At 62.9% G+C, this 13,941-nt stretch carries 11 protein-coding genes; 5 read left to right on the top strand and 6 right to left on the bottom strand.

The genetic code is table 11. From position 1 onward, the window contains the following. Positions 1–6 precede the first annotated feature (6 nt). Positions 7–2,196 (top strand): hypothetical protein, encoded by a 2,190-nt coding sequence (locus HS122_14715; protein ID MBE7539648.1) that lies wholly within the window; start codon positions 7–9, stop codon positions 2,194–2,196. A 68-nt stretch (positions 2,197–2,264) separates the two neighbouring features. Here HS122_14715 and HS122_14710 read toward each other — a convergent pair whose 3' ends face one another. The 3 genes from HS122_14710 to HS122_14700 form a co-directional block, all read right to left on the bottom strand. Next, entirely contained in the window at positions 2,265–3,107 is an 843-nt protein-coding gene (locus tag HS122_14710) for a hypothetical protein (GenBank protein MBE7539647.1), read from the bottom strand. A 79-nt stretch (positions 3,108–3,186) separates the two neighbouring features. Then, the gene (gene fdhD / locus HS122_14705; protein ID MBE7539646.1) at positions 3,187–4,005 is read right to left on the bottom strand and encodes a formate dehydrogenase accessory sulfurtransferase FdhD; all 819 of its coding nucleotides are present in this window, start codon (positions 4,003–4,005) and stop codon (positions 3,187–3,189) included. A 108-nt stretch (positions 4,006–4,113) separates the two neighbouring features. Continuing rightward, entirely contained in the window at positions 4,114–4,860 is a 747-nt protein-coding gene (locus tag HS122_14700) for an exopolysaccharide biosynthesis protein (protein MBE7539645.1), read from the bottom strand. Between the two features lie 88 nt (positions 4,861–4,948). Here HS122_14700 and HS122_14695 point away from each other — a divergent pair, with 88 nt between their 5' ends. Together HS122_14695 and HS122_14690 are read left to right on the top strand one after the other, a co-directional pair. Beyond that, a complete protein-coding gene (locus tag HS122_14695; protein ID MBE7539644.1) occupies positions 4,949–8,395 on the top strand; it encodes a hypothetical protein in 3,447 nt (1,148 codons plus the stop codon). 108 nt (positions 8,396–8,503) lie between these two features. Continuing rightward, positions 8,504–9,034, top strand: a complete 531-nt coding sequence (locus HS122_14690; protein ID MBE7539643.1) for a DUF4199 domain-containing protein — start codon at positions 8,504–8,506, stop codon at positions 9,032–9,034. 27 nt (positions 9,035–9,061) lie between these two features. Here the strand turns inward: HS122_14690 and HS122_14685 are convergent, their stop codons facing one another. Then, a complete protein-coding gene (locus HS122_14685) occupies positions 9,062–9,649 on the bottom strand; it encodes a DUF4202 domain-containing protein (GenBank protein MBE7539642.1) in 588 nt (195 codons plus the stop codon). Positions 9,650–9,790: 141 nt separating this feature from the next. Here HS122_14685 and xylA point away from each other — a divergent pair, with 141 nt between their 5' ends. Then, the gene (gene xylA / locus HS122_14680) at positions 9,791–11,125 is read left to right on the top strand and encodes a xylose isomerase (GenBank protein ID MBE7539641.1); all 1,335 of its coding nucleotides are present in this window, start codon (positions 9,791–9,793) and stop codon (positions 11,123–11,125) included. Between the two features lie 330 nt (positions 11,126–11,455). Here xylA and HS122_14675 read toward each other — a convergent pair whose 3' ends face one another. Continuing rightward, positions 11,456–11,950: a (2Fe-2S)-binding protein gene (locus HS122_14675; protein MBE7539640.1), complete on the bottom strand. Its 495-nt coding sequence runs from the start codon at positions 11,948–11,950 to the stop codon at positions 11,456–11,458. A gap of 173 nt (positions 11,951–12,123) precedes the next feature. On the opposite strand from HS122_14675, the gene HS122_14670 reads away from it, so the two are divergent. Beyond that, the gene (locus HS122_14670; GenBank protein MBE7539639.1) at positions 12,124–12,402 is read left to right on the top strand and encodes a zinc-ribbon domain-containing protein; all 279 of its coding nucleotides are present in this window, start codon (positions 12,124–12,126) and stop codon (positions 12,400–12,402) included. Between the two features lie 131 nt (positions 12,403–12,533). Here the strand turns inward: HS122_14670 and HS122_14665 are convergent, their stop codons facing one another. Continuing rightward, positions 12,534–13,793 (bottom strand): acetylxylan esterase, encoded by a 1,260-nt coding sequence (locus HS122_14665; protein ID MBE7539638.1) that lies wholly within the window; start codon positions 13,791–13,793, stop codon positions 12,534–12,536. Positions 13,794–13,941: the final 148 nt, after the last annotated feature.

Genomic DNA, 13,941 nt, shown 5'->3' with positions numbered 1-13,941 from the left:
CACGCCGTGTCAGACTTGATCTCGTCCCTTCACACGCTTGCTCTGCCCGCGCTCACGCTTGTCCTAAGCCTCGCGGCTGGTGCGCCGCTGGCGCAGGCCTCGGCGCTGAAACCGATCGCACCGCGCCAGTCCCTTTCGCTCGACGGCACCTGGCAGATTGAGCAGGGCGGCATGGACGCGCCGCCCGCCGTGTTCACCCGCACTGTGCGCGTGCCCGGTCTCGTCGATCTCGCCCAGCCTGCTTTCACCGAGGTGGGCAGCGTCAGCGCCCAACGCCAGGCGTTCTGGTATCGGCGCAGCTTTCGCGTTGATCAACCGATCCCGGCGATCGCCCTGCTCAAACTGCACAAGGCGCGTTACGGGACCGAGGTCTGGCTCAACGGAAAGCGGGTCGGCGAACATCTGCCATGCTTCACGCCGGTCGAGTTCGACGCCAAACCGTATCTTCGCAGGGGCGACAACGAGGTGCTGATCCGGCTCGGCGCCAATCGCGAATCGTTGCCGTTCGACCAACCCACGGGCTGGGATTTCGAGAAATACCTGTTCATTCCCGGCATCAATGACCAGGTTGAACTCATCCTGTCCAGCGCGCCGTTCCTGCGCAATGTCCAGACCGTGCCCGACCCCGTGGCCGGATCAGTGCGCATCGTCGCCGAGGTCGTGGCCGGCGCGCAGCCCGTGGAGTTCACTCTGCAAACAGAAGTCGTGGCCGACAAGTCCCGCGCCCCTGCCGGCAGTGCGGCCACACCCGTGCGACTCGCCGCGCGGGAGGAGAAGGTCGTCGATTTTGTTCTCCCGATTGCGGAGCCCCGGCTCTGGTCGCCGGAGGACCCCTTCCTCTACGAGCTGCGGCTGGCAACTGGTGCTGACGCCGCGCGCGTGCGTTTCGGTTTGCGCAGTTTCAGCTTTGATCCGGCCACAAAACGCCCGCTTCTGAACGGGCGGCCGTATTTTCTGCGCGGCAGCAACATCACCATCGAGCGTTTCTCGGAGGATGCGGCGCGCGGCGAACTGCCCTGGGACGCCGCCTGGGTGCGCAGGTTGCACCAACAGATGAAGGCGATGAACTGGAACTCGCTGCGCTACTGCATCGGGTTTCCGCCGGAGTTCTGGTACGACATCGCCGACGAGGAGGGCATCCTCATCCAGGACGAATTTCCCATCTGGCTGCTGCGCACCACCCGAGGATCGAGGAGACCGCCCGAAAACCCCGTGGCGGAGAAGATCATCTCGGAGTACACCGCCTGGATGCGCGAACGCTGGAACCACCCCTGCGTCGTCATCTGGGACGGACAGAACGAAAGCGTGACCCCGGAGACCGGCAAGGCGCGCGACGCCGTGCGCCACCTCGATCTCTCGGACCGCCCCTGGGACAACGGCTGGTCGCCGCCCGGACGGCCCACCGACCCGGTCGAATCGCATCCGTACCTGTTCAGCCGTTTGCTGAACCTCGGAGGAAAGGGAACCGGCGAACCTTTCTTTTTGTCCGAACTCGCGACCACCTCGGTCCATCCGAAAATCCTTCCCGAGCAGCGCTGGAAAAACGAACCCATCATCATCAATGAATACGACTGGCTCTGGCTGAATCGCGAAGGCGATCCCACCGCCCTCACAGGTCGCGTCTATGCCAGTCTGCTCGGTCCCGGCTCCACGGTCGAGCAGCGCCGCCGTCTCCATGCGCGTTATGTAGCCGCACTCACCGAATTCTGGAGATGTCACCGCCAGGCCGCGGGAGTCATGCACTTTTGCAGTCTGGGCTATTCACGCGATGGATCCAAACCCACGCCCGAGGGCGGTGCCACCAGCGACGACTGGATCGATGTGCCTTCCCTGCGTTTTGAACCGCACTTTGCCGAATTCGTGAAAGAGGCCTTCGCACCGGTTGGACTCATGTTGGATTTCTGGGCCGACAAACTCTCGTCCGGCGAGAAGCGAGAGATGCCTGTCATCGTCATCAACGATCTTCCGACTGACTGGACAGGCGGTCTGCGACTGCGCGTCCTGCGCGGCGCGGAAGTGGTCTCCGAGCAGACCCAGCCCTGCACCATCGACTCCTACGGCGACCGCCGCTTCAGCTTTGCCTTTGCGGCACCGTCCGCTACCGGCGACTACATCCTCGAGGCCGCCCTCGTCCATCCCGACGCACCGCCGACGCGCAGCCTGCGCGACTTCAAGGTGGCAGCAGCGGCACCCTGACCGCTTTTGCGTCACGACAGGACCGCAACGGCCGGAGAGGCTGGCGGCACGCCAGCCGAAAGCTGATCTCAGCCACCCTGCTTCTCCAGCTTGATTTTCTCACGCTCGAGAATGGGCTCGGTGACGGTCTTCAAGATTTCCCGGGCCTCTCCGCGCCGTCCCAGTTCGAGCAGCGCCTTCGCGCGATGCAGGCGGCACGTCTGCTGCTCGACGCCGGGCTTCAATCCACCTTCAAACTGGGTCCAGAATTTCAGCGCCGTTTCCCAGTCAGGTGAAGCCACGTCGTAAAACGACAACCCGTACCGGTACGCATAACGCCACTCGCCCGGCGTGAGCAGGGACGCCTGCAGAAACGCCTTCTGCATCGCCTCGTCGATCTTGGCGGCCGTCCACTCACCGCTCTTGAGAAAATCATCGCGCGCCTCCGCCAGCAGCGTGCCCACCTGGTAGTGGTAGAGCGGCTCCTTCGGAGCCAGCCGCACCGCCGCAAGAAAGTAGTTGAGCGCCTCCAGAGGCTGCCCCTGCTCCGCGATGTGATTGCCGAGCTGGTTCTTCACCAGCGCAATGTCCGGATCGAGCTGATTGGCCTTCAGGAAAAGCGCCGTCGAGCGACGCCGCTCATCAATCACCGGATTGTCCAGCAGCATCGCGTAACTCACATAACCGAGCGCGTACGACGGATATTTCCTCAGGAAGTCCTCGTACGCATAACAAAGCTCCTGAAGCGGCTGGCGCAGGTCCTCCAATTCCGTCTGCGAGCCCTTCTTCGCCGCGGACTGGAGCAGGTCCTTCTGCCGGCCCGCCAGTTCCGCCAATGCCTCTTCCGCACCGGCTGGCGGTTCGGCCCGGGCCGGCGGATGCAGGCAGATGATCACCAGTGGCAGGAACAGAAGTCTCAGCATTCGAAACATGATCGTATCAGCAGCCGGTGCGACTGCTGCCTGAAAGTGCGCTCGCTCAGTCATTGTGGAAGCATCGATTCTGACCCTCCTACCCATCGATTGTGCCCGAATAAACATTCATTCGCCCACCCCGCACAAATCCGATCAGCGTCTGCCCGCTCTCACGCGAAAACTCAACCGCTAGACTCGTGGGAGCCGAGACCGCCGCCACTGTCGGGATGCCCGCCATCAGCGCCTTCTGCATCAATTCAAACGAAACGCGCCCGCTCACGAAGAGGATGCATTCGGACAACGGCAGCCGGCCCGCAAGCAACGCCCAGCCAGTCACCTTGTCGAGGGCATTGTGCCGGCCGACATCCTCCCGCAGGGCGATCAGCTTCCCGTCAGCGGCAAACAGCCCGCTCGCGTGCACGCCGCCCGTGAGCGCGAAGGCCTGCTGGCGTTCCCTCAACACATGGGAAATTCCCTCCAGCACGGACCGGGAATGGACCGGCCGCGACTCAAGGGCCAAAGCCATCGTTCTGACGGCATCAATCGATGTCTTGCCGCAAAGGCCGCAGCTCGACGAAGCGAAGGTGTGGCGGGTCAAACGGTCCCAATCGACCTGAACCCGTGGAGCAAGGTGCACAGTCAGCACATTGGGCTCAGCCTCGGCACCCTGCCCGCAGCGGACAATGTCGAGAACGTCATTCGCATGGCGAACGATCCCTTCGCTGACAAGAAAGCCGGCGGCCAGTTCACGGTCGTTTCCCGGTGTGCGCATCACGAGGGCGAGGCTCCGCTCTCCCAGCCGGATCTCCAGAGGCTCCTCCACCGCCACGAAATCATTGATCTCCCGATGAGTCGTGCCTTCCCACCGCGTCAGCGTCACCGGGCGTGCGAGCGGGTTTTGACCGGAGCGAATCATCGTTCAACTCCACGTGGTGCAGCGGGGTGGACGATCCCGCTCATGACAATGTCGCGGACACTTGCACAGCCGGTGTGTTTTGATCGGCAGCCCATCTTGCACCCGCATCTAGAATCCGAACCGCTCCGCAATGCGCAGGAATCCATCGACCAGCACTTTTGCCCACAGTGCAAAATAGACAATCATCCCAAAAAAAATTCCGTATCCCGTCACAATGCCCGCGCCATCCCGCTCCAGCGTGCTCATTGCCATGACCACAATTGTGAGCGCCGGCAGCGTGTTCGTGAACGGCGGAATGGGCGGAAGCGGCAGCATCAGCACAATCGCACTCAGCATGATGACCACCGCATGCACCCGCAGTTTCCAGCGCGGCACGACAAGCGGCAGCCAGCGCACGCGCATGCGACGCTCGATCCATCCGATCACGCGGCTTCCAGCATCGAGTATCCTCACCAGTCCCTTCGGCGGCAACGCAACCCGCCGCAGCCGCTGCGGCAGCCAGGGCGGACGGCCGAGCGCATATCGGAACGACAGCACAAGGATCACCAGTCCGAAGGGCGTGGAAAGACCTGGAATCGCGACCGGCGCACAAAAAGGAAGCGCGCACACAATCATCAGCAGTGCGGACGCCCGCGCACCCAGCGCGTCCATCAATTCTCCCAGCGTCCATCCCTGGGCGGGAGTCCCAGCCGCCAGCGCATGAAGCTTCTGAGAAAGCGTCTCGCGGGCGCCATTTCTCGACGGCGGCTTCAAGGGCGTGAATGTGGAATGCAAACTGTCGATAAAGACCGCGACTGCAATGGAGTGAATCGCGAAAATTCCATTTCTTTCCCCGGGCAAAGCAATGGCGATCATGGCAAGAACTTGTAGAATGCACCCAACTGCGGCATCAATCCTTCCTCCCTCTGTCCTGATTTCACCCGCCGCCACATCCCTGCACAGCATGCCGACCAGCCCTGACTCCGCGACCCTCAACACCCTGCATCATGCCATCAACCTGCGCCTGGCCCTCCTCGGCTGCCCAACGATCGACGATGCCCAGGGCGCGGCCTGGAGCAAACTCACCGCCCCCATATTCGCCCGCCACCGAGAGATCACGCGACAACTGACGGACCGCTTGTGTCCCGCCGACGGACGCATTCAGCACTTTCTCAACCTGTATCTGGCCGATATCGGCCCGGCACCCCGGCTGCCTGCGCGCACATTCATTCTGGACCTGCCCGGCCTCGCCCGCGAACTCTCCCTGCCGGCGCATGGTGACTCCCATGAGTCCCCGATGCTGAAAAGCTACCGGCTGCGAAACGGGGTTCTCCACAATCCTGCGAGCGACCGCCGCACGACCCAGGGCGTCTTTCACATCGCCGACGGCGGCATCGCCGTCCCCGATGACAAATTCTGCGTGCCCAAGGCAACCTTCGCCCGGCTGCTCGAAATTGCCCTCAGTCCTCCCGCGGATCTGCAGCGACTGCCGTTCACCGAGAGCCAGGCACCTTCCGCCGAGTGCATCGTCTCGCTCCTCCTTCGCCCGCTGGTGGTGCCGGCGATCCCCGGATTCACTCGGGAAAAACGAATGGAGATCCGGTTTTTCGCACCAGGCTCGCTGGTTTCCAACCTCGATTTCGTCGAAAGCATTTTCGGCAACGCCGGTGACCCCTACCTGCCGGAAAACGACGCCGCCCTCGATGTCGACGGCTGGACGGGCCACAGTGGCTGCGTCATTCTCGCGCCGCATCTCGTCGGCATTCCCAAGCACACGCTCGGGCTTCCCCACTGGAATCTCGCCACGCCCCGCCAGCGCCGCGACGGCATGTGCTGGAAAACTCCGGATGAACGCTACAACAATGGCACGGCGTTCAAGGTGTGCGCGCGCGATGCACGGGGGACCATGGTCACGCTCATCGCCGACAACTACTTCGGCTACTGCAAGAAGGAGGTGAAGACGCAGATCAGCTATGCCGCCAACCTTTATGGATCCGCCGAGGAGGAGCATGCGGGCGGTGCGCTGGTTTTTCCCAGCTACGATCTCGGCAATGAATTCGACGCCTATGGCGTGCCCGAACGCTACAGCGTCGCCGATGTCATCGCGCGCCACCCCGGCCGCTTCCAGCCGCACCCGGAGGGACACGCCACGGACACGCTTCTGGCGGATGTCGTGCTCGTGCCCGAGCAGGCGCACTTCAGCCTGCGCAACCAGGCGATAACCTGGACGGACTGCGGCGGTGAACGGCGCCAGATCAAGCTACTCGCCGGAAAAACCTATGTGCGGCCGGGCGGCTACCGCGTTCATCTCGAGCCCGTGCCCCATGGTCCCGGACTCTGGCGCCTCGTCGGCACGGTCGCCGACGGCACGGTGTGTCACAAGCCCAGCACCGTTTCAGGCGGCGGCAAATCGGAGATCTCCAAGGCGATCTCCGACGCCATCCTCAGCGGCACGGTCTTCGTCGCGGATTTCGACGCAGACATGGACCAGGTTGAGGCCATCCTGGCCCGCGATTATTCGAAGCGGTTTCTGGACACGAGCCGAAGCCTCGACACACGCCCGATCCTCAGCGCCGAGCGCTCCTTCGGCAGCGTCATCAAGCTGCTCACGCCCTCGACGCGCGAGTTTACTCCGGAGTACAACGAGTGGCTGCGCTCGATCCCTCCGCACATCAAGGAACTCGTCTTCGTCGTCAAGCGCTTCTACCAGCCTTCCTGGGGGGGCGACTGGCGCCCGCGGTTTTCCGTCGACCAGATCAATGGACGGCCGGCGAACATCCTCCGGCATGAGGGGCGTAGTGTCATAGTGAATACACTCCGGGTCGGATTCAACGCCGACGGGGCGTGGCGGGTGTTCGGTCTGCGTCATGATTTTCACCCCGCCGCAAAGGTTCAGATCGAGGACGACATCACCGCCTCCGCGGTGGTGCCCGCGCCTCAGGTGGCGCAGGCGCTCCGTGCGACAGCCGGCAATGGCGGCGATGCTCCCCCGTCCCTGAAATTCGTGCGGAACTGCGAGCGCATGCTCTTCCAGCGCCCCGATGAATGCATACACCGCGGATACGACGGCCAGGCGGAAGGCGACATCGCGGCTCCGGGAAACTTCCTGTCCAACTACGCGCCCCTGACCTCGGAGGACGCCCGTGCGCTCGTCGAGGACGCCATAGGCTTTTCGGCCTTCACGCAGCCCATGCAGGACCTGATCCGTGCCGCGGCATCGGCTCCCGACGGTGAATCACCGCGGTATTTCGTTTCCTCGGCCCATCCGCGCATCGTCGACGGAAAGCCCTCGAGAAATCCCCGCTACCTGCAGCTCCGCCAGGATCTCGCGGATCCTCACTCCACCGCGCTCGCTCATCTCAGCCAGTGCCTGCATCGCAAACTGCCCGCGGACATCAGCGACCCCCTGACTCCCGTGCACGTCGTCGTCCCGGGCCGCCGCAACAATCCGCCAGAGCCCGGCATCCGTCCGCTCTGCGTGTTCAATCCGATCCACCATCTCGAGCTGCCGGAGCTCTTCATGGAGTTCATCAGCTCAATGACCGGAAAGTCGCCATCCACAACCGGCGCGGGCTCCGAGGGCGCCCTGACCAAGGCTCCGTTCAATGCGCTTCCGCCCATCATCGATCTCAACGCCGCGCTGGTTTCGCTCGTTCTCACCGGGCATGATGTGTTTCTCACAGCCGCCGGGCATGTCGGTCCGAGGATGCGGGTTGATCACGACATCAGCCTGCTGGTGCCCGAGGTCTTTGCGCGCATGAGCCCTGCGGAACGCTCTGCGAAGGCCCTGATCGCCGACGGATGCCTGGAACGGTGCCCCGATCTTGAGTTTGAAGGCAGGCCTGTTCCCGCCAGCAGGCTGGGCTACCGCATCACCGCGCGCTTCGTCCGCATTTATTTCGGACGCGTGTTTGCCTACCCGCACGTTGTGTTCACCGACGACATGCTGAGGCCTGAACTGCAGGACATGGCGGTTTTCGCGGACGGGATCGACAACATCCTGTCGACACACCGGCGCATCGCGGAGAGCTACTTCGCCGACGGAAGCATCGCCATGGCCTGCCCTCCCCTGCGGGCGGTTCTTGAAATCATGGTCAACGGCAGGACCAGCGGCGGCCAGTCGCTCGGTGACAATTCCGTGCGCGAGCTCTTCACCCGTGATCATCTGATGGCCAGCGATTGGTACCGCGCCCGGCTCGACGCAAAGCAGATGCTCGACAGCCAGCTCTGGCGGAAGCACGTCGAGTCGCTGGAACTCTTCATCGACCGGCCCGGTTGTGCGGATGTCGCCGAAAGGATGAAGATCCGGGACCGCCTCTCGCACGCGAAGGCCGGAAAGGCCCGCGTCGAGTCTCCCGCCTACCGCGAGAGCCTGATCGGCACCCTCGGAGTTCAGCCGCTGGCAACCTGACGGGCACGCGACTGCATGCCTGAATCACCAATCGGCTTCAGCGTTCCTCACGGTGACAGGACAAAAATCAGGATCGCTTCCACGCCGAAGCGCCGTTAACCTGTCAGAATGAAAACTGCCCTTCTCTATGGTTCGGCAATGGCGGTGGCGGGAACCTTGGTGACCTTGGTCGAGTACCTGCTGGGTTTTCACAACGATATGGCCAGATTCCAAACTGGCCAGACCATCGGCATGATCGGCGGGTTTGCGGTTTCGATCGTCGGTTTGGTACTCACGATGCGTGCGGTTCGCGACTCTTCACCCGACGGCTCGCTCAGCTACGGCAGGGCTGTCGGTACGGGGGCACTCACTTCAGTCTTTCAAGGCGTGATCGGCGGCGTGCTCGCCTACGTCTACGGCACGCTGATCAACCCCGCATTCCACGAACTCGTTTTGGAAAACGCCAGGCAGAAGGTGCCCGCGGATAAATTGCATGCCGTCGAGGGCATGCTCAGGTTTTTCGCAAGCCCGCTTTGGTTCCTTATCGTCATGGTCTTTGTGGTGCCGATCATGGGCACGGTCTTTTCGCTCATCATCGCCGCCTTCATGAAACGCGCGCCACGCACGCCGGAGTCGCCGCCGCCGCTTGTGGCGGGCTGATCGCGAAGCGGGTGCACGCCCGCCAAATCAGTTCGTCACGGCATCACGCACCAGCGCGGCAATGTCAGGAGGCAGATCCAAGGCAAGTCCGGCGAGCTGCGCGCGCGGGCTCATCTTCCGCCAGGTCTTGCGCAGGATGTCGATGAACTTCTCCCGCGGGTAGTCCGCATGCTGCGCGGCAAATCCGCTGATTTCCTTCTCCAGAAAAACCAGGCAGGCCGCATCCTCCAGCATCTGCGTCCCCGGGTTGTCCTTGAGCCCGCTCTTGCCCACCCAGGTGGCGACATCGGCAACCTCGTGTTCCGGCACGCCCGCCTGAAGCAGAAGTTCACGGGCGCGCTCCGCCTGGCGAACATACAGGAGCCGCCGCCACTTGTGATACCCCACCTTGCCCAGGGGAAACGTCGACCGCGGCACCGACCAGCGTTCGAGGTGCTGGCACCGGGCCCCAAGCCGAAGGAGCGATGACGCCAGAGGATCAAGCCGGGCCACCCAGGCCTCCATCGCATCCGCATAGGCAAGCTCGGCCGGCCGGCCATCAGCCGTCCGCTGCGGGTCAGCCGCGTGAGCCTGGTCAATCAGAATCCGGGCGCGGGAATAGGGGGTGTCCGACATGTTTGCTCATCACAAGTATTGACCATCAGCGCTGTGAACTCACGCCGGAACTGCCTTCACCGAAAAATTCGGCTGGTTTTCCGGCCCGCCCGGCGATTGGCTGAACCCTTGTCCATCCCTCCCAGCCTTTCGTTTCATCCCATGGCCAAGTCCTCGAAGAAGTCCTATTTCAGCAGCATTCCGTCGATCGCCTACGAAGGCGCCGACTCAGACAACCCGCTGGCGTTCCGCCACTACAATCCGGATGAGGTCATCGACGGCAAAACCGTCAGTGACCACATGCGTTTCTCCATCGCCTACTGGCATTCCTTCCGCGGCACCGGCAGTGATCCGTTCGGTCCCGGCACGATTGTGCGCCCCTGGGAGCGCGGCAAGGATCCTGTCAGCGTGGCCAAGGTCCGCCTCGAGGCGGGCTTCGAATTCTTCCAAAAGATCAAGGCACCGTTCTGGTGCTTCCACGACCGCGACATCGCACCCGAGGGCCGGACGCTCGCGGAGACCAACCGGATCCTCGACCAGATTGTCAGCCACGCGAAGCAGCTCCAAAAGGCCACCGGCGTGAAGCTGCTTTGGGGCACGGCAAATCTTTTCTCGAATCCCCGCTACATGTCGGGTGCCGCCACCAATCCCGACGCGCACGTTTTCGCCTACGCCGCGGCCCAGGTGAAGAAGGCGCTCGAAATCACGCATGCACTCGGCGGTGAAAACTATGTCTTCTGGGGCGGCCGCGAAGGCTACGAGACGCTGCTCAACACCAATCTCAAGCGCGAACAGGAGCACCTGGCGGCGTTCATGCACATGGCGAAAGACTACGCTCGCAGCATCGGCTTCGACGGGCAGTTCCTGATCGAACCCAAACCCAAGGAGCCGACCAAGCACCAGTACGACTTCGACGTCGCCAGCGGCATCGCCTTCCTGCGCACCTTCGGGCTCGAAAAGGTCTTCAAGTTCAACATCGAAACCAACCACGCCACCCTCGCGGGCCACACCTTCCAGCACGAGATCGAGGTGGCGGCCGCCCAGGGCATGCTCGGCTCGATCGATGCCAATGCTGGCGATCTCCTGCTCGGCTGGGACACCGACCAGTTCAACACTGATGTCAGGGAGCTGACGCTCGCGATGATTTCCATCCTGAGGGCGGGCGGCCTCGGTTCAGGCGGATTCAACTTCGACGCCAAACTCCGCCGCCAGAGCATTGATCCGGAGGATCTCTTCCACGCCCACATCGGCGGCATGGACGCCTATGTCGCGGCATTCAAGATCGCCCGCTCAATCCTCGCCGATGGCCGGTTTGAGAATTTCGTTGCTGATCGTTATTCAAGTTTCGACTCCAGCTTTGGCCGGCAGATTGAAACCCGGAAAATCGGTTTCAAGGAGCTCGAAAAACTCGTCCTCACGAAGCTGGGAGAGCCCACGCCACGCAGCGGACGCCAGGAATACCTGGAAAACCTGCTCAACCGCTACCTGCACCCGTAGGCTCCGCGGCGATCGAGGCGCCACCTTCAAGCGCCCGCCGCCTCGCCATCATCGCATCCATCCACCACCGTTGGATGATCATGCATTCCCCCCTCCGTTGGAGGGGCACGCTTTGTCATGCCCAGGGTTCGCGCGTCGCGCCAAGACGCCGGTCATTTCGCGTCCAACGTATCGCAACGCTTCTCGAACTCCACTTCCTCTTCTCCGCGTGCTCCGCGCCTCCGCGTGAAAAATTCCGGCGCCGTTTCGCGTCGCACGTCCCCTGGTCACGACGGAGCGTGCCCCTCCATGGCGGAGCGCACTCATCCCTCCACGCGATCGACCGCCGGCTCAGTTCACCGTCGCGATTTCCGTCTTCGACCGTGCCGCGAGCTCAGCGGCCCGATGAATGCCGGCTCGAATGCGCTGGTAGGTTCCGCAGCGGCATAGATTTCCCGACATGGCGGAATCGATGTCCGCATCGGATGGCTTCGGATTCTTCGCCAGCAGGGCCGCTGCACTCATGATCTGGCCCGCCTGGCAGTAGCCGCACTGGGCAACGTCGTCATCGATCCAAACCTGCTGCAGCGGGTGAAGAATCCGCTTTGAGTCCGCCGCGAGACCCTCGATCGTGACAATTTTCCTGCCGCCAACCTTGCCCACGGGAATCGAACAGGACCGCTCGGCCTCTCCGTCGAGATGGACCGTGCACGCCCCGCACATGGCCATGCCGCAGCCGTACTTGGTTCCGGCAAGACTCAGGTGATCGCGAAGGACCCACAGCAACGGCGTCTCCGGGTCCACATCCACCTGCTTTTCAACGCCATTGATACTGAGAGTGATCATAGAGCAGGGGGGTGTTGGACGGCACGCGGATTTTGCTGAATGGAAAGGGAATCCAATGCTTCCGAGAGGTCAAATGCTGCACCCGAAACCATGATCCTTCAAGCCTGAAGCCGTTCGCCTAAAGTCCCCTCTGCTCCTCTTGAAATCCCCGCAACTTGCGTTTGATTGGTACTGTGAAACGCTCCCGCACGCCTTCGGAATGTCCCAACTGCGGCGCCGATGTTCCTCCCAACGCCCGCGCCTGCCCGGAGTGCGGTGCCGATGAGCGATCCGGCTGGAACGAGGAGGCCACGCGCTACGACGGCCTGGACCTCCCCCCGTCCGAGGATGAGCTTTCAGCACACCGCCCCCGACGAACTCAAACCTCCCTGGGCATTTCGCGATTCTGGTGGATCGTCGGAGTAGCACTCGTCCTCGTCTTGATCTACCTTGAGCTCCGATCAGTCTTTTGACCGCCTTGTCGTCTCGGAATGCAGCAATTGCATCAGCTTTCCGACGCCCGCTGGTTCCGCTTCTTTCCTGGCTCCCCCCGCGCCGCCGACTCGGCGTCGATCTGCTTCATGTAGGCCTCACGCTCACGATTTCAGCGCAGATGTCGGTCCGCAAACTTCAGGTACTGCGCCCAATCGTAGGCGGTGATGTCATGCTTTCCCGTGCGCAGGTGATAGGCGATCGTTCCACCCACGGGTGAGTCGACGGGAGGCATTTCGTCGACGCCCACCCCGGTCTTTCCGAAAAGCGCGTAAACGGGTCCCGCAAGCTTCGCGCTCAGAAATTCGCCCTTGGGATCAGCCCATAGATCCTCGCTCGCACTCGCCACATACAGCGGACGAGGCGCAACCAAGGCCAGCAGCTCATGCTGGTCCACCGGCAGGGCGGCCTCATTGTCGTCATAGGCTCGGAAACGCTTCGCGAACCAATGGGGAAAGGTCTTGTTGATGAGTCCCACCGTCTCGCCAAACACGCGCTTGCTGAGCGCCGCGCCTCCGCAGCCGCTGTCATTCGAAATCACCATCGCAAAACGCGGATCCTGCGCGCCGGCCCAAAGCGCAGCCTTGCCCAGACGCGAGTGACCGTGCACCGCCACGCGTCGCGCATCCACGCTCCGGTCCGTTTCCAGGTAATCCAGCGCGCGACTCAGGCCCCAGGCCCAGATTCCGATCGCCCCCCAGGCGTCATCCGCCCGGCCTTCCGTCCCGCCCGTGGAAAAAATCGACGCAACATTCTCGTCGAGTCCACCGATGCGGTCGGGACAAAGGTCGGTGTACCAAGCCGTCACCGTGGAGTACCCGTGGTCGACCACCATTCCGACCTGCCAGCGGTCCGCCTGGCCGCCGCGTCCCATCGGCGGCCGATCCTTTCCCCGGGGCGTGGTCGGCAGCGGCTTCCCCGGCGCGAAAACAGAGATCGGATCCGCCAACGCAATCCCGGGATCGTTGTCCACCGTGTGGTTTCCATAGAAATTGAGTCCGAGAAACACCGGCGGCGCCTGCTTCACGTGATTCGGCACGTACATCAGCAGGCGCATGCGCGGACCTTCCCTGCCTTTCGTGAACCAGATCGTCACCTCCTTGCGCGTCGCCTTTCCTCCCAGGGCATTTGTGTCAGTCGATGTCACTTCAGCGTGCACAGCCTTGAGTCTGCGCGTCGGCGTGCGGCCATAGACATCTTTCGAGAACAGCTCGAGCAGTTCCGGCCTGCGCTTCGCCATCCACTGAGCGGAGGTCTGAATGCGCGTGCCGTCCTCCGCGAGCAACGGATCGGGCAGCGTGTAGGGCACAACCTTTGATTCATCCTCGATCGCGGGCGCGGGAGTCGCCGCCGATGGGATCCGTGAAACCATGAGAGCGGTCATGGCAAACGTGATGCGAAGGGGAATGTGCCGAAAGAAAGAGGCCATCGACCCATCGAAGCGCCTCGCCCGCGCAACGCAATCCGTCAGTGCCTGATCGGCCGGAGCCGGCAGCCGTCTCCCCGCCGCCAGGTGCCAG

Source organism: Opitutaceae bacterium, from assembly GCA_015075305.1.
Lineage (GTDB): Bacteria > Verrucomicrobiota > Verrucomicrobiia > Opitutales > Opitutaceae > UBA6669.
The sequence above is the reverse complement of the archived record's forward strand: the minus strand, read 5'-3'. Positions and strand labels throughout refer to the sequence as shown.